The 17,597-nt window shown below is 64.3% G+C and carries 15 protein-coding genes; 7 read left to right on the top strand and 8 right to left on the bottom strand.

Features of this window, described 5'->3' with window-relative positions:
- The first annotated feature begins 284 nt into the window (after nucleotides 1–284).
- Nucleotides 285–2,453, top strand: coding sequence for a catalase/peroxidase HPI (gene katG / locus BLT66_RS09930; RefSeq protein WP_092757517.1), 2,169 nt, complete (start codon nucleotides 285–287; stop codon nucleotides 2,451–2,453).
- A gap of 353 nt (nucleotides 2,454–2,806) precedes the next feature.
- Nucleotides 2,807–3,271 (top strand): Lrp/AsnC family transcriptional regulator, encoded by a 465-nt coding sequence (locus tag BLT66_RS09925; RefSeq protein ID WP_092757516.1) that lies wholly within the window; start codon nucleotides 2,807–2,809, stop codon nucleotides 3,269–3,271.
- Between the two features lie 25 nt (nucleotides 3,272–3,296).
- Here the strand turns inward: BLT66_RS09925 and BLT66_RS09920 are convergent, their stop codons facing one another.
- The 5 genes from BLT66_RS09920 to BLT66_RS09900 form a co-directional block, all read right to left on the bottom strand.
- Nucleotides 3,297–4,136: a fumarylacetoacetate hydrolase family protein gene (locus BLT66_RS09920; RefSeq protein WP_092757515.1), complete on the bottom strand. Its 840-nt coding sequence runs from the start codon at nucleotides 4,134–4,136 to the stop codon at nucleotides 3,297–3,299.
- A gap of 43 nt (nucleotides 4,137–4,179) precedes the next feature.
- A complete protein-coding gene (locus BLT66_RS09915) occupies nucleotides 4,180–5,163 on the bottom strand; it encodes a Bug family tripartite tricarboxylate transporter substrate binding protein (RefSeq protein ID WP_092757514.1) in 984 nt (327 codons plus the stop codon).
- Nucleotides 5,164–5,228: 65 nt separating this feature from the next.
- Complete coding sequence (locus BLT66_RS09910; protein ID WP_092757513.1) at nucleotides 5,229–6,896, bottom strand: bifunctional 3-(3-hydroxy-phenyl)propionate/3-hydroxycinnamic acid hydroxylase; 1,668 nt, start codon at nucleotides 6,894–6,896, stop codon at nucleotides 5,229–5,231.
- The gene (locus BLT66_RS09905) at nucleotides 6,893–7,678 is read right to left on the bottom strand and encodes an IclR family transcriptional regulator (protein WP_092757512.1); all 786 of its coding nucleotides are present in this window, start codon (nucleotides 7,676–7,678) and stop codon (nucleotides 6,893–6,895) included. Before BLT66_RS09905 ends, BLT66_RS09910 begins: the two co-directional genes overlap by 4 nt.
- A gap of 7 nt (nucleotides 7,679–7,685) precedes the next feature.
- Nucleotides 7,686–8,522, bottom strand: coding sequence for a VOC family protein (locus tag BLT66_RS09900; protein ID WP_092757866.1), 837 nt, complete (start codon nucleotides 8,520–8,522; stop codon nucleotides 7,686–7,688).
- Nucleotides 8,523–8,787: 265 nt separating this feature from the next.
- Here BLT66_RS09900 and BLT66_RS09895 point away from each other — a divergent pair, with 265 nt between their 5' ends.
- The 3 genes from BLT66_RS09895 to BLT66_RS09885 are packed head-to-tail and all read left to right on the top strand — an operon-like array spanning nucleotide 8,788 to nucleotide 12,933.
- Complete coding sequence (locus BLT66_RS09895) at nucleotides 8,788–9,972, top strand: MFS transporter (RefSeq protein WP_092757511.1); 1,185 nt, start codon at nucleotides 8,788–8,790, stop codon at nucleotides 9,970–9,972.
- Nucleotides 9,973–10,017: 45 nt separating this feature from the next.
- Entirely contained in the window at nucleotides 10,018–11,475 is a 1,458-nt protein-coding gene (locus tag BLT66_RS09890) for a carotenoid oxygenase family protein (protein ID WP_092757510.1), read from the top strand.
- Between the two features lie 9 nt (nucleotides 11,476–11,484).
- On the top strand, nucleotides 11,485–12,933 hold the full coding sequence (locus BLT66_RS09885) for an aldehyde dehydrogenase (RefSeq protein ID WP_092757509.1): 1,449 nt from the start codon (nucleotides 11,485–11,487) through the stop codon (nucleotides 12,931–12,933).
- 5 nt (nucleotides 12,934–12,938) lie between these two features.
- Here BLT66_RS09885 and BLT66_RS09880 read toward each other — a convergent pair whose 3' ends face one another.
- On the bottom strand, nucleotides 12,939–13,919 hold the full coding sequence (locus tag BLT66_RS09880) for a helix-turn-helix domain-containing protein (RefSeq protein WP_176955026.1): 981 nt from the start codon (nucleotides 13,917–13,919) through the stop codon (nucleotides 12,939–12,941).
- A gap of 235 nt (nucleotides 13,920–14,154) precedes the next feature.
- On the opposite strand from BLT66_RS09880, the gene BLT66_RS09875 reads away from it, so the two are divergent.
- Nucleotides 14,155–15,141, top strand: coding sequence for a SphA family protein (locus BLT66_RS09875; RefSeq protein WP_092757507.1), 987 nt, complete (start codon nucleotides 14,155–14,157; stop codon nucleotides 15,139–15,141).
- An 84-nt stretch (nucleotides 15,142–15,225) separates the two neighbouring features.
- Here BLT66_RS09875 and BLT66_RS09870 read toward each other — a convergent pair whose 3' ends face one another.
- Together BLT66_RS09870 and BLT66_RS09865 are read right to left on the bottom strand one after the other, a co-directional pair.
- Nucleotides 15,226–15,636, bottom strand: a complete 411-nt coding sequence (locus BLT66_RS09870) for a hypothetical protein (protein WP_092757506.1) — start codon at nucleotides 15,634–15,636, stop codon at nucleotides 15,226–15,228.
- 37 nt (nucleotides 15,637–15,673) lie between these two features.
- Entirely contained in the window at nucleotides 15,674–16,555 is an 882-nt protein-coding gene (locus BLT66_RS09865; RefSeq protein WP_092757505.1) for an aldo/keto reductase family oxidoreductase, read from the bottom strand.
- A 93-nt stretch (nucleotides 16,556–16,648) separates the two neighbouring features.
- Between BLT66_RS09865 and BLT66_RS09860 the strand changes: the two genes are divergently transcribed.
- Complete coding sequence (locus BLT66_RS09860) at nucleotides 16,649–17,551, top strand: LysR family transcriptional regulator (RefSeq protein ID WP_092757504.1); 903 nt, start codon at nucleotides 16,649–16,651, stop codon at nucleotides 17,549–17,551.
- Nucleotides 17,552–17,597 lie beyond the last annotated feature (46 nt).

The following is a 17,597-nucleotide window of genomic DNA, read 5'->3' as shown; positions in this document are numbered from 1 at the left end:
AACCGGAATGCATAACGGAAGATTTACATAAAACCAGCCTCTGGAGCAGACCACACCTACACCAATAGCTCCTTATTCCGTAGCAAATCAACGGCAGTGGCTCTCTCCGCATGGCCCTCTTTCGCCCGCCGATAGGCATCTTTGAAAACGCCTATCCGATGTATAAATTTTATTGAGTTCTGAAAGTCATAGTAATTAATTACCATGCTTGCTCGTGTCAAATCTCTGCGGCACGATGCACTAAAAAACCTCGCCATCCCATCGACAAGACAAAGGAGCTACCCATGTCCACTGAAGCCAAATGCCCCGTCCACCATGCTGCCGGCGGCGGTACGACCAACAAGGATTGGTGGCCCAAGCAACTGCGGGTTGATTTGCTGAACCAGCATTCGAACAAATCGAACCCGCTGGGTGAAAAATTCAACTACGCCGAGGAATTCAAGAAGCTGGATTACAAGGCGCTGAAGGCGGACCTGGTTAAGCTGATGACCGGCAGCCAGGACTGGTGGCCGGCCGATTTCGGCCACTACGGCCCGCAGTTCATCCGCATGGCCTGGCACAGCGCTGGCACCTACCGCACCCAAGACGGCCGCGGCGGTGGCGGTCGCGGTCAGCAGCGTTTTGCGCCGCTGAACTCCTGGCCCGACAACGTCAACATCGACAAGTCGCGCCGGCTGCTCTGGCCGATCAAGCAGAAGTATGGCCAGAGCATCTCCTGGGCCGACCTGTTCATCCTGGCCGGCAATGTGGCGCTGGAATCTATGGGCTTTCGCACCTTCGGCTTTGCCGGCGGCCGTGAAGACGTGTGGGAACCCGATATGGACGTGAGCTGGGGCGCAGAGACCGCCTGGCTGGCCGCAGACAAACGCTTCAGCGGTGGCGGAGACCGCAACAAGGGAGAAGGCGAGCTGAACAGCAACCTGGCCGCCACCCACATGGGCCTGATCTACGTGAACCCCGAAGGCCCGAACGCCAGCGGCGACTACCTGGCCGCGGCCAAGGACATCCGCACCACGTTCTACCGCATGGCGATGGACGATGAAGAAATCGTTGCGCTGATCGCCGGCGGCCACACCTTTGGGAAGGCCCATGGCGCCGCACCCGAGTCGCACAAAGGCGCAGAACCCGAAGGCGCGGGCATCGAAGCCCAGGGCCTGGGTTGGAACAGCAGCTTTGGCAGCGGCCACGGCAAAGACACCGTGTCCAGCGGCCTGGAAGTCACCTGGACCACCACCCCGGCGCAGTGGGGCAACAACTTCTTCGAAAACCTGTTCAAGTTCGAATGGGAACTGACGCACTCGCCCGCCGGCGCCAAGCAGTGGGTGGCCACCAACGGGCCAGACATCATTCCGGACGCGCACGTGCCGGGCAAGTTTCACAAGCCCACCATGCTGACCACCGATTTGACGCTGCGCTTCGACCCGGAGTTCGGCAAGATCTCCAAGCGCTTCCACGAAGACCCGCAAGCCTTTGCCGAAGCCTTTGCCCGCGCCTGGTACAAGCTGACCCACCGCGACATGGGCCCCAAGGCCCGCTACCTCGGCCCTGAAGTGCCCCAGGAAGACCTGATCTGGCAAGACCCGCTGCCAGCGGCCACCTTGCACCCGACGGAAGCAGACGTGACCGACATCAAGGCCAAGATCGCGGCCTCGGGCCTGTCAGTGAGCCAGCTGGTGTCGGTGGCCTGGGCCTCGGCATCCACCTTCCGCGGCGGCGACAAGCGCGGCGGTGCCAATGGTGCGCGCCTGGCCCTGGCGCCACAGAAGGACTGGGAAGTCAACCGCATCGCCGTCCAGGCCCTGCCCCAACTGGTCGAGATCCAGCAGGCATCTGGCAAAGCTTCGTTGGCCGATGTGATCGTGCTGGCGGGCAGCGTGGGTATCGAGCAGGCAGCCAAGGCGGCCGGTGTAGCCGTAGAGGTGCCGTTCGCGCCCGGCCGTGTCGACGCCACGCAAGCGCAGACCGATGTCGAGTCCTTCGCCGCGCTGGAGCCGCTGGCCGATGGCTTCCGCAATTACAAGAAGGGCCCCATCGGTGCCGCGACCGAAGCGCTGTTGATCGACAAGGCCCAGTTGCTGACCCTGACCGCGCCCGAGCTGACCGCACTGGTCGGCGGCCTGCGCGTATTGGGCGCGAATGCCGACGGCAGCCAGCACGGCGTGTTCAGCGACCAGGTGGGTGTGCTCAGCAACGTGTTCTTCGTGAACCTGCTGGACATGGGCATCGCCTGGAAGGCTGTGGACGCTGAGAGCGAAGTGTTCGAAGGGCGCGACCGCAAGACCGGCCAGGTGAAGTTCACCGGCACCCGGGCCGACCTGATCTTCGGCTCCAACTCGGTGCTACGCGCCTATGCCGAGGTGTACGCCAGCGCAGACGGCCAGCAGAAGTTCGTCGCCGATTTCGTCGCCGCCTGGACCAAGGTGATGAACCTGGACCGCTTCGACCTGGCCTAAGCCCCCAGGCTGAAAGGCCGACTTCAGCAGCCCCGGATGGAGCCCGTCGCTTGCTTCATCCGGGGTGAATTGGGGTGCTGGTGGCGTGGGTCCATCTCGAATTTGGAGCGCCTTTGCATGGAGGCAAAAACAAAATCCCCGGGCATGGATATGGCCGGGGATTTTGCTTTTAGGGTCACAACCTTTGTGGGGTCGAAATGCTCGGTTCTGGCTTGTGGCCAGAGTGGCTGGGGTCTGTGGGTTGCAGAGACTTCAGTGTAGGCCCAAGTCGCGGGCAGAATATTGCGTTGTTGCCTTTGAATTCTGTTTTATTGGCATAATCTGCCAATATTTCAGAATATCAAGGCACCCAAATGGTTTTAGACCGCTATGACAAGCAAATTCTGGAAATTCTGCAGGTGGACGGCCGCGTCAACAACCAGGACCTGGCCGACCGCATAGGCTTGTCGCCCTCGCCCTGCCTGCGCCGGGTGCGGGCGCTGGAAGAATCGGGCCTGATCCTCGGCTACCGGGCCTTGCTGGACGCCAAAAAACTGGGGCTATCGCTGATGGCCCTGGTGCATATCTCGATGGACCGCCACACCCCGGAGCGCTTCGCCAACTTCGAAGCCTCGGTGGACGTGTTGCCCGAGGTGCTGGAATGCCTGCTGATCACCGGGCAAGACGCCGACTACCAGGTCAAAGTGTTCGTGCGCGATATGGACCACTACCAGGACTTGCTGCTGAACAAGCTGACGCGGATCGAAGGCGTGACCGGCGTGCATTCCAGCTTTGTACTGCGCCGGGTGGTGGACAGGACCGCGCTGGCGCTGGGCTGAGCCTGCCCCCAACAAGCCGGCGGATTCAGCCTGGGTCGCGCTCTACCGTGTTCGACAGTACACCAACCTGGCCGACCTCTACCTCGACGCGGTCGCCCGGCTGCATCCACACGGGTGGATTGCGCTTTGCGCCCACGCCGCCGGGTGTGCCCGTGACGATCACATCCCCAGGCTGCAGCGTGGTGAAGGTGGAGATGTAGTGGATCAACACCGGGATGGGGAAGATCATCGACGCGGTGGTGCTGCGCTGCATAAGCTCGCCGTTGAGGCGTGTCTCCAGCGTCAGCTCGGCGCCGTCGGCGATCTCGCCGCGCGTGACCAGCCAGGGGCCAAAGGCGCCGGTGCCGCTGAAATTCTTGCCGGCGGTGAACTGCAGGGTGTGGCGCTGCCAATCACGGATGGAGCCATCGTTGTAGGCGCTGTAGCCGGCCACATGCTCCCATACGTCTTCTTCGCGGATACGACGCCCGGCCTTGCCGATGACGATGGCGATCTCGCCCTCGTAGTCGAGCTGCGTGGATTCAGGCGGCAGCAGGATGGCCTGGCCGTGGGCCGTCTGCGATTCGGCCACGCGCATGAACAACAAGGGGTACTGGGTTTTGTCGCGTGCGGTCTCGACGCGGTGCTCCTCGTAGTTATGGCCTACGCAAAAAATCTTGCCCGGTGCGGGGATGACCGGCAGAAAAACGATGTCGGCCAGCGGCAGCACAGGGGCGGTTGCTTCGGCGGCAATGGCATCCAGTTGGCCTGCCTGCAGCGCGCTAAGCAGACTGGGGTAGCGGGCACTGCCCAAGGGCTGCACGCCGGCATCGGTGACCCAGCCCCAGCCGGGTTGGTCTTGGTAGAGATAACTGATGAGTTTCATGAAGGGCTTTCTGGAAAGGTTGGTTGAATCGGGGCAAATCGGGTCAATCGAGCGAAATATTGAGCCGCTTGATGGTGTCGCCATAGCGCTGGGTGTCGCTACGCAGCTGCTGCAAAAATTGCATGGAATCGAGCGCATAGGGCTCGTAGAACATGGCAGCGTATTTGTCTTTCACTTCGGGCGCGGCCAGCACGGCCGCCACGTCCTTCTGGATCTTTTCGATCACCGCCTTGGGTGTGCCCTTGGGCGCCAGCAACGCGGTCCAGGCGCTAAGCTCGAAGCCAGCCGGCCCACCAGATTCGGCCACCGTGGGCACGTCCGGGAAAGCGGCAACTCGCTGGGGCGCCGCAACGGCCAGGTAGCGCGTCCTACCCGCGCGCTGCATGCCACCGGCGCTGGCGGCACTACCAAAAGCCCAGTCCACCTCCTGGTTGCCCACAGCCACATAGAGCTGCGACATTTCCTTGTACGGCACATGGGTCATATGGGTGGCGGTGGCCGCCTCCAGCATCGCCGCACCAATATGGCCGGGGCTGCCGACAAACCAGGAACCGTAGTTCACCTGGTTCGGTGCAGCCCTGGCGCCGGCCAGCAGATCGGTCATGGTCTTGTAGCGGCTGCCAATGGGCACGTTGACGAAGAAATAGTTGCGCAGGATCGGCGTCACTGGCTCAAAGTCGCGCAGCAGTTCATAGGGAAGTTTTTTGAACAAAAAGGGCTGGGCCGCCATCTGCGCGTTGTCCATCTGCAGCAGTTCGTGGCCATCAGGCGTAGCGCGCTTGATAGCCTCGATGGCGATGAAGCCGCTGGCGCCGGGACGGTTGTCGACGATCACCGGCTGGCCCCAGCGCCTGCTGAGCCCATCGGCTACCAGACGCAAGGCCACCTCAGGTCCGCTTCCGGCCGGGAACGGCGTAATCACCCGCACCGGTTTACTGGGAAAGGTTTGCGCCCGCGTGGGTAGTACCACGCAGGCCAAGGAGGCGAGCACGGCTACGCCAAGCAGTTTGGAAGAAATAAGAACCATGGTTGTCTCCTGGATGGATGAAAAGGCGGTCTTGTCGCCGCGGTGAAAAGGAGTTGCACGGGCAGCTAAGACGGGGTGTACTGCGGCTGTGCAAACCGTTCGAGTAACCGCAGCCCATGCATGTCGTCCTGTGTACCGGCGCAGCCCAGGTAGGCCAGCACATAGCGATCGGGCCGCAGCAGCAGCGCGCGGGCACCGGCGCTGCGGAGGATGCGTTCCAGCACACCCTCTACGTCGCGCAGCACCGCGTCCACACCGTCTGCTGCGGGCAAAAAGTCATCCTGCTGCGCCACGATGCGCAGGGTGCGGCAGGGCAGGCTGAAGCCGGCAGGCAGCGGGGCGTCGGCCAGGCCCAGCCATACGAAGCCGTGGCCCAGCAGGTCGTCCAGCGGCACATGGGCGCCACCCGGCAGCTCCACCTGTGGCTGGGGTAGCAGTTGGCCCGCAGGCACGAGCGCATCGGCATGCTCGCCCGGAACAAAAAATCCTTCAAAAAAGCGCGGCTTGGGTTTGAACTTGAGGTGCAGCACATAGTCACGCACCGGCCGATAGAGGCTGCACAACTTCAGCGCGCCCTGGGTCAGCATGGCCGCCAGCACCGACTTGGGCTGCATGAAGGTGCCGATGCGCACCGCCATGCGGATCAGCGACCAGGCGTGGGGCTTGCGCTCCTGCGCATAGCTGGCAAGCAGGTTGGGCGCCATGTCACCGCGCACCACGGCGGCAAGTTTCCAGGCCAGGTTGGCGGCATCGCGTACACCGCTGTTCATACCCTGGCCGGCGAACGGTGGCGTGAGATGGGCTGCATCACCTGCCAAAAACACCCGGCCCGTTTGCCAGCGCTCGGCCACCCGCGCATGGAAGGCGTAGACCACCTTGCGGGCAATGGCCAGTTCCGCATCGGCCGGGTTGCGGGCGCGTATCCAGGCCCGCACATTCGCCTCGTCCAGAGCTACGTCATGGTCTTCGCCTTCATGCAACATGAACTCGTAGCGCAGTGTGCCCTGCGGCCCGGGCAGGCGGATCGCCGGCCGTGCCGGGTCGCAATAGGTGCGGGTGTGGCGAAAGGCCGAGTTGCGCTCCAGCAGATCGACGATCAGCCATTTCTCGTCGTAGGTGCTGCCTGTGAGCTTGATGCCCAGCTGCTCGCGCACCGGGCTGCGGCCGCCGTCGCAAGCTACCAGCCATTGGCAGGTGATGTGTTTGCTCTCGCCGCCGTGGTTGAGCTGCAGGTGCACGACCTGGCCATCTTCGCCCTCGTCGCGGAACTGCACCAGCTCGTGGCCAAACCAAATGGCGGTATGTGCAAAGCGCTGCAGTCCGTCGCGCAGCTGGCCCACCAGCAACTGCTGGCGAAACGCATTGCGCTTAGGGAACCCATACTCCTGGCTCTGCGGCTCGATACGGGCGAATTCCTTGTCGCGCCATGAGTAGTAGTGCACGCCATAGCCTTGCACCACCTGCGGCAGCACCTCGTGAATCAGGCCGGTGGCCTGCACGGTGCGCAGGCTTTCATCGTCAATGGTGACGGCACGGGGCTCGCCCACAGTGTTGGTGCTGCGCTCAATCACCAGCGTGCGGATGCCCTGCTGGCCGAGAAGGTTGGCCAGCATCAGTCCGGTAGGGCCGGCGCCGACGATGGCCACGGGGAAATGTGTCTCGTCGGGTATCTCGTCGGGTATCTCGTCGGCCATCCCGGGGGGAATGGCCGACACAGGCAGGGCTGCGTTCATGGGGTCTCCGTTTTGCTTTTTTGGGCGCGCGCCTTGTCGCGTTGGTCTTGCAGCCGCCCTTCGATACGGCCGGCCGCACTTTGCAGGCGGCTCAATGTGGTTTTGCGTTGCGCTGCGGTGAGGGGGGCGGCGGGCATCACCACGCTGAGGCTGCCCAGCAGTTGCTCGCCGTCGCGCAGCGCCACCGCGAAGCCCACAGCATCGGGATCGACCTCGCCCGCAGTCACGCAGTAACCGGTCTGCCGCAGCGCGGCCAGCACCTCCACGAGCTGGGCGTAGTCGTCGGGCAGGCCGGCAGCCACCAGTGTTTGGCGCTCGCTGGCCCACAGCTGCTTCAGCTGGGCCGCTGGCAGGCAGGCGAGGATGATCTTGGACGTGGCACCGCGGTACAGCGGCATGGCACGGCCACGTTCGTAGCTGACGGACAAGGCCGGGTTCTGGCCATTGACCTGGTGGATGCACATCACCTTGTTGGCATGGAAACGGCACAGCAGGATGGTGCCGCCGGTCTCATCGGCCAACTTGCCAGGCAATTCCTGCGCGGCTTCCAGCAAGGGGTCGGTCAGGCGGATTTGCCGGTCCAGCTCGACCACCATGGGGCCGAGCACATAGCCCCGATCGGCCACGCGTTCGAGCATGCCGGCGCGGGTCAGCTGGCCGAGGTCGCGGTACACACTGGCGCGCGACACCCCAAGCTCTTCCATCAGCCACTCCGGCGATATCACCGGGCGGTCCAGGGCGAACAGGCCGAGGATGCGCAACATGCGGTTGGTACTGGGCATGCTGTCCTCAACTCCGCAAAATGGCCTTGCCCCAGAGGTTGAGCGTGCGCTCCTCGTGGGCCCACTCACCGGCGGGACGGCCGGGTTCGCAATGCTCAATCTCTGCGGAAATCTCGGCCAGGTTGCCATCCGGGTCGCGCACCATGAAAAACACGTCGTTGCCCGGCCCATGGCGGCCTATGCCCCAAACGATGGGCTCGCGCAGGCTGGCCATGTGGTCACCCCAGGCCTTCATGCTGGCCCAGTCGGGCGCTTCAAAGGACTGGTGGTCAAAGCAGGATACGGGCGCAAGGAACAGCGCCAGCGCATGGTGCAGATGGTCGCTGCGCAGAAAGCAGGCGCGCAGCTGGCCTTCGGCGTCGCGCACCGCGTCGGACAGCACAAAGCCCAACTGGTCGGTATAGAAGGCCAGCATCTGTGGCAGCTGCTGCGTGCGCAAGGCGAAATGCTGTAGCGTGGCCGCAGGCAGTTCGGCATGGCTGCCAGCCAAAGAAGAATCCTCCGGCGCGGTGAAGACGATCCGGTTGCCATCGGGGTCGCACACGGCGACGGCTCCGGCGGGGTAATGGGCAGGCACGGCCTGGGCGTCCAAGGCCTGGACGCGTTGGCGCAGATGCTGCCAGGCGGCCGGGGTGTGCAGCGCAAACTGCGCATAACCCAGTTGGTTGGCGGGGCCGGTGGTGATCTGCACCTGGCGGCCCGGGCCGCGGCACACATAACCACCCTCCACCGCCTCCAGCGACATGCCATACGCAGCGCTGTAGAAGCGGGCCATGGCCAGCGGGTCGGGTGAATACAAGCTGATGGTGTGCAGGGCAGCCTGCAGTTCTGTCGTGTTGTGCATAGCGGCAATCAAGGTGATGGAGCAGTGCAGCGACTGTCGCCTTCATTCCCAAGACCGTCAACGCAAAGTCTCAATAGGTGAGATTTGAATACTCATTTCCCGCACCTAACCTGGCCTTGCCAAATGCCCCGAGGGGCCGAGGACATGGCGCCAGGGAAATCCCTGAGATGGCGCTGACACGCTCAGTCAATCCCGGCGCGCTGATGCCAGATGCATACCGCCGTATTTCCTATTCTTGCCGGACCCTATCTACGGAGACAGTGCTATGCACGCTATTACAAAAATCGACAGCAAGACCACCATGTTCGCGCTGGCCCTCTGCATGGTGACCGCCATGGGAACCATCCAGATGCAACCCGTGCTGGGCGGCGCCCTGGTGGACCGCATGGGAATCAGCCTGCAGCAAATGGGCATGCTGTTTGGCATTGAATTGGTGTCCATGGCGCTGGCCTGCACCATCACAGCCTTTGGCGCGCACCGGCAGAACCGGCAGCACCTGATGCGTACCGCCCTGGTGGTTCTGCTGGCCTCCAACGCCTGGAGCATGGTGGCCGATAGCTTCACCCTGTTTTGCGCGGCCCGTTTGCTGTCGGGAGCTGCGGGTGGCGTAGCCCAGGCCGTGGTCTACGCCAGCACCACCTTGCGTACCCACAAAGACAAGACTTTTGCCACGCTCAACATCTGCGTCCTGCTGTGGGGCGCGATCTCACTGGGCATACTGCCGCCAGTCATTGCGGCGCACGGCATTCCCGCCGTGTTCGCAGGCTTCGTTGTGATGTGTGTGGCGAGCCTGCTGGTGTGTGGACGGATTCCTGCGCATGGGCTGGCAGCGGACAACAAGGGCACAGACTCGATTGCATCCAGCCCCCTGCAGCTGAACCACGTTCTGCTGCTGGTGCTGGTGGTTCTGCTCTTCGCCGGACATGGTGCCCTGTGGATCTACCAGGAGCGCATTGGCAAAGCCATCGGCATCGCGCCCGAGCACATCGGCATGATCCTCGGACTCAGCGTTTTGTCGGGTGCGGCTGGCGCAGCGGTAGCGGGCATGCTGGGGCAACGCATGGGCCACCGCACGGCCCAGCTGCTGGGGTTTGCGGGCTCCATGATTGCGACGCTGCTCATGGTCTATGGCGACAACGTGGCGGTGTATGCGCTTACCGCCTGCGTCACCATGCTGGTGTGGTTCTTCGGACTGACCTATCTGCTGACTCTTTCCGCCGAGATGGACACCACAGGCCGCTTGCCAGGCCTGGCCAATGCGTCGGTCTTCATGGGTCAGGCGCTGGGCCCCGCCATCGGCGCATTCGCCGTCGGGGCTGGCAGCTTTCGAAACGTGGGCTGGGCGGCCGCCATGGTCTACGCCATCGCGCTGGCCCTGTCCGTGGTGGTGACCTCACGCCATGCGCACGCAGGCCATCGCCGCAGCGCCTCACCGCTCAGCCCCACATGAAGCTGCAAGCACCCACTGTCTCTTTCCACTCCACCATCCCTAGCCATGCCTAACGATTCAAGCCCCAGCCGCCAGTTTCCACCTCTGCCGCAATTCAGCGGAATGAATGCGCCCTCGCGCATCGAATGCCACATTCAAGACCTGGAAGTCGTGGGCGAGCTGCCCCAGGCATTGCAAGGCAGCTGGTACCGGTGCGGCCCCGACCCCCAATACCCACCCATGCTGGGCGACGACATCTACATCAATGGCGACGGTGCCGTGAGCGCATTCCGCTTTGCCGACGGCCGGGTGGATTTCACGATGCGCTACGTGCGCACGCAGCGCTTTGAAGCCGAGCGTGCAGCCCACCGATCCCTGTTCGGCCTGTACCGCAACCCGTACACCGACCATGCTTCGGTACGCGGGCTGGACCGTGGCACGGCCAATACCACCGCCTTCGTACACGCAGGGCGCTTGTTTGCACTCAAGGAAGACAGCCTGCCCTACGAGCTGGACCCGGTGACACTGGAAACCAAGGGCCGGCACGACTTCGATGGAAAACTGCGTTCGCGCACCGTCACCGCCCACCCCAAGCGCGACCCGGAAACCGACGAATGGCTGTTCTTTGGCTACGAGGCGGCCGGCGATGCCAGCAAAGACGTCGCCTTCTGCGTGGCCGACAAGCACGGCGCACTGGTGCGCGAAGAGTGGTTCGAAGCGCCCTACGCCGCCATGCAGCACGATTTCGCGGTGACGCGCGACTACGTCATCTTCTCCGTCTTCCCCACGGTCTGCGATCTGGACCGCATGAAGGCCGGCGGCACGCACTGGATGTGGGACGGCGCACTGGACACCTGGATAGGAGTGATGCGCAGAGACGGTTCGGCCAAAGACATGCGCTGGTTCCGCCGGCCGGCCTGCTATTCCTACCATGTGGCCAACGCCTTCAATACCGGTAGCCAGATCACCGTCGACCTGTGCGTCTCGGCACGCAATGTCTTTCCCTATGTACCGGCGCGGGACGGCAGCGCGCACGACCCGGAGGCCAATGCGCCCTATCTCACGCGCTGGTGCTTCGACGCCGACAACCCCGAGTCTTCATTCAACTCGCGCGTATTGAGCCCGATACCGGGGGAGCTGCCACGCATCGACGAGCGCGTGTCCATGCAGCCGCACCGCTTCATCTACTACGGCGGCATCGACCCCCGCAAAAGCCAGCTCGTGACGGGCCCCATCGGCCTGGGCTCGAACCACCTGGTGCGCGTTGACACGCAAACGGGTGGCGTCACGTCGCTGTTTCTATCGGACACCACCACCTTCCAGGAACCGCAGCTGGTGCCGGTTCCCGGCGCGGAAGGTCTGCTGCTGGCCGTGGTAGACCACCACGATACGGGGCTGGCCTCCGTGGTGGTGTTGAACGCCGCCGACATCACGGCCGGCCCCATCGCGCAGATCAAGCTACCCATACGGCTGCGCGATAGCTTTCACGGCGACTGGGCGCCATCGACCCCCCAAACCATTTAGGAGATACCCATGAACACCGTCCAACTTCTGATCCAAGGCGAATCTGCCGATGCCCGCTCGGGCGCCACCTTCGAGCGCCGCAACCCGGTCACCCACGAGGTCGTTACCACGGCTGCAGCGGCCAGCCCAGCGGACGCCGTGGCGGCCGTGGTCGCGGCGCAGCAGGCCTTTGCGGCATGGTCGCGAACCGGCCCTACCGAGAGGCGCTTGATGCTGAGCAAAGCAGCGGACGAACTGGAGCGCCACCTACCCAGCCTGATTGCGACCATGGTGGGCGAGACCGGCGCCAGCGAACTCTGGGCCGGCTTCAACGCCGTCACCGCCGTGGGCATACTGCGCGAGGCGGCCGCGCTCACCACCCAGATCAACGGCGAAGTCATCCCCTCGGACGTGCCCGGCAATCTGGCGCTGGCGGTACGCCAGCCGGCCGGCGTGTCCCTGGGCATCGCCCCCTGGAATGCGCCGCTGATTCTGGGCGTGCGCGCCATTGCCGTGCCCCTGGCCTGCGGGAACACCGTGGTTTTCAAGGCATCGGAATCCTGCCCGGCAACCCACCGGGCCATCGCCGATGCGTTCACCCGCGCCGGCCTGCCTGCGGGAGTGGTGAACTTCATCAGCAACGCACATGCCGACGCGGGCGCCGTGGTGGCTGCCATGGTTGCGCACCCCGCCGTACGCCGCGTCAACTTCACGGGCTCCACCAAGGTGGGCAAGATCATCGCCGCCCAATGCGCTGAACACCTCAAGCCCGTGGTGCTGGAGCTGGGTGGCAAGGCACCGCTGCTCGTGCTCGACGATGCGGACCTGGACCAGGCCGTGGACGGCACCATCTTTGGCGCATTCCTCAACTCGGGGCAGATCTGCATGTCCACCGAGCGCATCATCGTGGACGAGAGCGTTGCGGACGAATTCGTGGCGCGGCTCGCCCGCAAGGCCCGTACGCTGGTACCTGGCGCAACAGGCTCGGGCGCCGCCCTGGGCTCGGTCATCGACCAGACCACGGTGGACCGCTGCAATATGCTGTTGGACGACGCGCTGCAGGCCGGTGGCCAACTACTGTGCGGTGGCCGCGCAGACAGCACGCTCATGCTGCCAACGCTGATCGACCACGTCACCCCCGCCATGAAGATCTACAGCGAAGAATCCTTCGGCCCGGTCAAAGGCATCGTGCGAGTCCGCGGGGTGGAAGAAGCCGTTCGCTGCGCCAATGACAACGCCTACGGCTTGTCGGCCGCCGTCTACGGCCGCGATATTGCCCGCGCACTGCAGGTAGCACAGCGCATTGAATCCGGCATCTGCCACGTCAACGGCCCCACGGTGCACGACGAGCCGCAAATGCCGTTTGGCGGCGTCAAAGCCAGTGGTGTCGGCCGGTTTGGTGGGCGCGCCGGTATCGACGCGTTTACCGACCTGCGCTGGCTCAGCATCCAGACCACGCCGCAGCACTATCCTATCTGAATGACTTACGACCCGGCGCGGTAGGCCTTGGGGGAGACCCCCAGGCTGCTGCGGAACACCCGGCTGAAATGCGAGGAGCTGGAGAAGCCCCACTGCATGGCAATGTCCGTCAAAGAGCGTGACGCATGGCGCGGGTTCTTCAGGTCGCTGGCGCACTGGGCCACCCGCTGCTGCCAGATGTATTCGGAGGCAGAGCCCAGGGCATCGTTGGCAAAGGCGCGGTGCACCGTGCGCACCGAGCAGCCGCAGCCCTGCGCCACCATCTCTACACACAGCCCGGGCTCGGCCAGGTGCTTGTCAATAAAGGCCTTGAACTTGTTGCGTTGGGTGTCACGCACCGTGTCCTTGCCCGGGGCTGCGAACCGTTCCTGCACCGCATGCCAGGCCAGCGCCGTGATCGCATCGGCCAGGGTTTTGGCGGTGCTGGCCGGCAGCCGGTCAAACTGCCCATAGGCCTCGCGGACCATGGTTTGCACCAGGCGCGACGAGCCGGTGCGCCCATCACAGCGCGACGCGCGGGTGCGCGCGATCAGGTCCACCAGCGCCGGGTCGGAGGGGCGGGGCGGCGTCAGAATGATCTGGTCACATCCGTAGGGGTGGTCCACCACAAAGGGCTGGGCAGCGTCCAGGATGCACCAGTCGCCTGGCTCCAGCATCGCACTGCGGCCATCCTGCTCCAGCAGGGCGCAGCCTTTTTGCTGCATCAGCAGCATCAGCGGACTGGGGATGTCCTCCTGCCGGGCGCCCATCGCGCGGCTGAAGCGGTGGGGCGTGGCCACCAGCCGGCAAAAGCCCGCGCCGCCCAGCATGCCGTACTCCAGGCTGCCGGAAAATGTTTGGCCCACCAAAGGCTCCCAGTGGCTGGCATCGCGCAGGCGAAACGACTCTGGCGTGCGCCCCACATGGGTGCTGATCAAATCGTGCCAGGCCGGTAGCCGCTGGGACGGGCTGACGGCATCTACCGAAACGTGGGTGCGACTGGCCATGTATGTCTCCTTCTTCTGCTCCAGCATAGTCCGCCTGCCGCTGGCGCGCGTCAAACCACAGTCTCAGCATATGAGAATGCACCCCAAAATCCTGCGCCCGGGTTAACCACGACGACGGCGCGGCATATCTGGGCAAGTGTGTCACCCTCAAGCAAGCTGCATCGGCTCTCGATTTTTATCCTTCAGGCATCGGAGCACCCCGCTTCGAACTACCGCGTTCTGGAGGAGACCATTGATGAAAAACAAACATGCCCACGCCACCTGGGTGATCGCTGCGGCAAGCGTACTGGCAGCGACCAGCGCAAGCGCACAAGTGCCCATCGTGAGCCAACCCGCCGGCCTGAACCTGGGCGGCACCAGCTTCTACGACGGATTCTCCGGTGCGCCGGGATGGACCTGGCTGAGCTGGGTACGCCACGCATCGGCAAATGCCATCAAGGACAACAGCGGCAACAACGTGGCTGCGTTCAACAGCCCCAAGATCAACAGCACCTCGTGGGCCAACCAGCTCAGCTACTCCTCACCCACCAACTGGGGAGGCTGGCACCCTGGCGTGACCGCCATCCTGCCCCTGGTCGCCCTCAACAGCAGCTTTGGCCCGGGAGCGTCTATGACGGACGGCGGCACCGATCTGGGCGACATCACCGTGGGCGCGTTCTTGCAAAGCGACCCGGTCATGGGGGCGCAAGGCCAGCCCGTCTTCGTCCAGCGCCTGTCGCTCGACACCATCCTGCCTACCGGCAAGTACGACCAGCACACCGACATCAACCAGAGCGCAGGTTTCGCCTCGCTGAACCCCTACTGGGCGGCCACGCTGTTCCCGGCCGACCGCTGGGAAGTCAGCTGGCGGCTGCACTACCTGTACAACTTTAAGAACGACAAACCGGCCTCCAGCAACCCGCAGCAAAGCTTCAACGGCGCCCCGCTCACCAGCACGCAGGCCGGCCAGGCCAGCTGGGTGAATTTCACCGCCTCGTATGCGGTGACACCCGCACTCAGCCTGGGCATCAACGGCTACCTGTTCCAGCAGCTGAGCGATAGCAAGGCCAACGGCAGCACGCTTGCCGACTCGAAAGAACGCGTGCTCGGCATCGGCCCCGGACTGATGTGGCGCATCAGCCGCGACACCTCGCTGTGGGTCAACACCTACCACGAGACCCTGGTGCGCAACCGCACCAGCGCCCCGCTCACCGCGCAGGTGCGGCTGGCGATGCACTTCTAGCAAGATTTAAACAAAATAGGCCTGTAGCGCAGGTAGTACCTGCGCAAGCAGCTCCTTATTTAGGAGCAAACTGGGAGCTGCCAGTTACCCCCGCAGCGCGGCGTTCTCCGCCTCCAACTGCGCGATGCGCTGCTCGGCCGCCTGCAGCGCCAGCGTCAAGCGCTGGACTTCCGCCGCCAGGCCATCGGCCACCTCGGTGACGCGCTCGCGCGTGCCATCGCGGGTCTGCGCAAGTTGGGCGCTGACCCCATCCAGCCAAGCCATGATCTCCACCCGCGTCGTGTCCTTGTGCACCGGGTTCTGCAGCGTGGCCTTTTTGACGTCGGCACGGCGGCACAGCTCGGACTGGGTCACCCGGCCAAAGTTGAACGGGTAGATGCCCTGGTGCGCCGCGATCTCGGTCTCGATGTCGCGCATGGCCTTGTGCAGGCGGGCCAGCGCGGCTTCGGTGCGGGCATTGGGTTTGTCGGCGGAAGGAGTCGATTCGATGGTCATTGCAAAAGTTTAAGCGCCCTGGCCGACCAGCCTCGCATCAGGCTGGCGGGGTTTCACCCGCGATCTGGTCCAGCCGCGCCACGGTGCTGGGGGTCAGCACCAGTTGGGCAGCTGCCAGGTTTTCGCGCAGATGCACCACAGACGAGGTTCCGGGAATCAGCAGGATGTTCGGCGAACGCTGCAGCAGCCAGGCCAGTGCGACCTGCATGGGTGTGGAGCCAAGCTCTTCGGCCACGGCCGACAGCCCGGCCGACTGCAAGGGGCTGAAGCCGCCCAGCGGGAAGAACGGCACGTAGGCGGTGCCGTCGCGGGCCAGGTCGGCGACCAGCCCGTCGTCGGCACGGTGCGCCAGGTTGTACTGGTTCTGCACGCAGACAATGCGGCAGATGCTGCGCCCTTGCTCGATTTGGGTGGGGGTGGCGTTGCTTAAACCGATGTGGCGCACCAGGCCCTGCTGCTGCAGCCCGGCCAGCACGCTGAGCGGTTCTTCCAGCGAGCCTTCGGCCGGCCCGTGGATGCTGAACATGCTGCGCAGGTTGACCACATCCAGCACATCCAGGCCCAGATTGCGCAAATTGTCGTGCACCGCCTGGGTCAGTTCTTCGCGGGTGAAAGCCGGGTTCCAGGAGCCGTCCGCGCCGCGCCGGGCGCCGATTTTGGTAACGATGGTGAGACCGTCGCGGTAGGGGTGCAGTGCCTCGCGCAGTATCTGGTTGGTCACGTGCGGGCCGTAAAAGTCGCTGGTGTCGATGTGGTTGACGCCGCTGTCTACGGCTTCGCGCAGCACGGCGATGGCCGCGTTGCGGTCCTTCGGCGGCCCGAATACGCCGGGGCCGGCGAGCTGCATGGCGCCGTATCCGAGACGCTGCACGCTGCGGTCGCCGAGTGTGTAAGTTCCTGCCTGGCCAATGTCGATCATGTTCGTTCCTCTGTAGTGAGCCACGAATGTAGGGAAGAACACCGCGTACGATAAGTAGGTTGAATCAGCACAGGTTGTGCGAAAAGGCGAACAATGACGGCAAACCTTGCAGACCTGACGGCCTTCGTGGCGGTGGCGCGTGCAGGCGGCTTTCGCGGCGCAGCCATTGCCAGCGGCGGCAGCGCTTCGAGCCTGAGCGAAGCCGTGCGCCGGCTCGAAACCCGGCTCGGCGTACGGCTGCTGAACCGCAGCACGCGCAGCGTCGCGCTGACAGAGGCCGGCACCCGCCTGCTGGAGCGGCTGGGCCCGGCGCTGGTCGAAGTAGAGGCCGCGCTGGATGTGGCCAACGGCTTCCGTGACCGGCCCGCCGGCACGCTGCGGCTGAATGTGCCGCTCAGCGCGGCCCGCCTGGTGCTGCCGCGCATCGTGCCGCCCTTTCTGGCGGCCTATCCCGACATCGTGCTGGAGGTGATCGCCGAAGAAAGCTTTGTGGACATGCTGGCCGAAGGCTGCGATGCGGGCATCCGCTACGAGGAGCGGCTGGAGCAGGACATGGTCGCCATTCCCATCGGCCCGCGTGTACAGCGCTTTGCCGCCGCGGCCTCCCCGGCCTACCTGGACCAGCACGGCCGCCCCGAGCATCCACGCGATTTGCTGGCCCACGCCTGCCTGCGCGGCAAGTTTGCCAGCGGCGCCATGCCGGCCTGGGAATTCGAGCGGGATGGCGAAACCGTCAAGGTGGATACCAGCGGCCCGTTGATCGTCAGGGTCGGCGGCGCTGTGGACCTGGCAGTGCATGCCGCGATGGCCGGCAGCGGTGTCATCTACCTGTTCGAAGACTGGCTGCGCCCCCATCTCGACAGTGGCGCACTGGAGCCCGTGCTGGAACCCTGGTGGCAAAGCTTCTCCGGCCCCTATCTGTACTACCCCAGCCGCCGCCAGCTGCCCGCGCCGCTGCGCGCCTTTATCGATTTCATCCAGGCGCTGCGCCCGTAGCCGCTTAGGCGGCAGGTGTATGAAAGAAATATGCCGCTAGCGCAAT

Source organism: Rhodoferax sp. OV413, assembly GCF_900104385.1.
Classification (GTDB): domain Bacteria; phylum Pseudomonadota; class Gammaproteobacteria; order Burkholderiales; family Burkholderiaceae_C; genus Rhodoferax_B.
This window is presented reverse-complemented; position numbering and strand designations above follow the sequence as displayed.

Coding starts and splice junctions, on each gene's coding strand:
- BLT66_RS09865 (WP_092757505.1), bottom strand. CDS start 16,555: ATGATCGACATTGGCCAGGCAGGAACTTACACACTCGGCGACCGCAGC.
- BLT66_RS09915 (WP_092757514.1), bottom strand. CDS start 5,163: ATGGTTCTTATTTCTTCCAAACTGCTTGGCGTAGCCGTGCTCGCCTCC.
- BLT66_RS09905 (WP_092757512.1), bottom strand. CDS start 7,678: ATGCCCAGTACCAACCGCATGTTGCGCATCCTCGGCCTGTTCGCCCTG.
- katG (WP_092757517.1), top strand. CDS start 285: ATGTCCACTGAAGCCAAATGCCCCGTCCACCATGCTGCCGGCGGCGGT.
- BLT66_RS09875 (WP_092757507.1), top strand. CDS start 14,155: ATGAAAAACAAACATGCCCACGCCACCTGGGTGATCGCTGCGGCAAGC.
- BLT66_RS09895 (WP_092757511.1), top strand. CDS start 8,788: ATGCACGCTATTACAAAAATCGACAGCAAGACCACCATGTTCGCGCTG.
- BLT66_RS09910 (WP_092757513.1), bottom strand. CDS start 6,896: ATGAACGCAGCCCTGCCTGTGTCGGCCATTCCCCCCGGGATGGCCGAC.
- BLT66_RS09925 (WP_092757516.1), top strand. CDS start 2,807: ATGGTTTTAGACCGCTATGACAAGCAAATTCTGGAAATTCTGCAGGTG.
- BLT66_RS09860 (WP_092757504.1), top strand. CDS start 16,649: ATGACGGCAAACCTTGCAGACCTGACGGCCTTCGTGGCGGTGGCGCGT.
- BLT66_RS09900 (WP_092757866.1), bottom strand. CDS start 8,522: ATGCACAACACGACAGAACTGCAGGCTGCCCTGCACACCATCAGCTTG.
- BLT66_RS09880 (WP_176955026.1), bottom strand. CDS start 13,919: ATGGCCAGTCGCACCCACGTTTCGGTAGATGCCGTCAGCCCGTCCCAG.
- BLT66_RS09885 (WP_092757509.1), top strand. CDS start 11,485: ATGAACACCGTCCAACTTCTGATCCAAGGCGAATCTGCCGATGCCCGC.
- BLT66_RS09890 (WP_092757510.1), top strand. CDS start 10,018: ATGCCTAACGATTCAAGCCCCAGCCGCCAGTTTCCACCTCTGCCGCAA.
- BLT66_RS09870 (WP_092757506.1), bottom strand. CDS start 15,636: ATGACCATCGAATCGACTCCTTCCGCCGACAAACCCAATGCCCGCACC.
- BLT66_RS09920 (WP_092757515.1), bottom strand. CDS start 4,136: ATGAAACTCATCAGTTATCTCTACCAAGACCAACCCGGCTGGGGCTGG.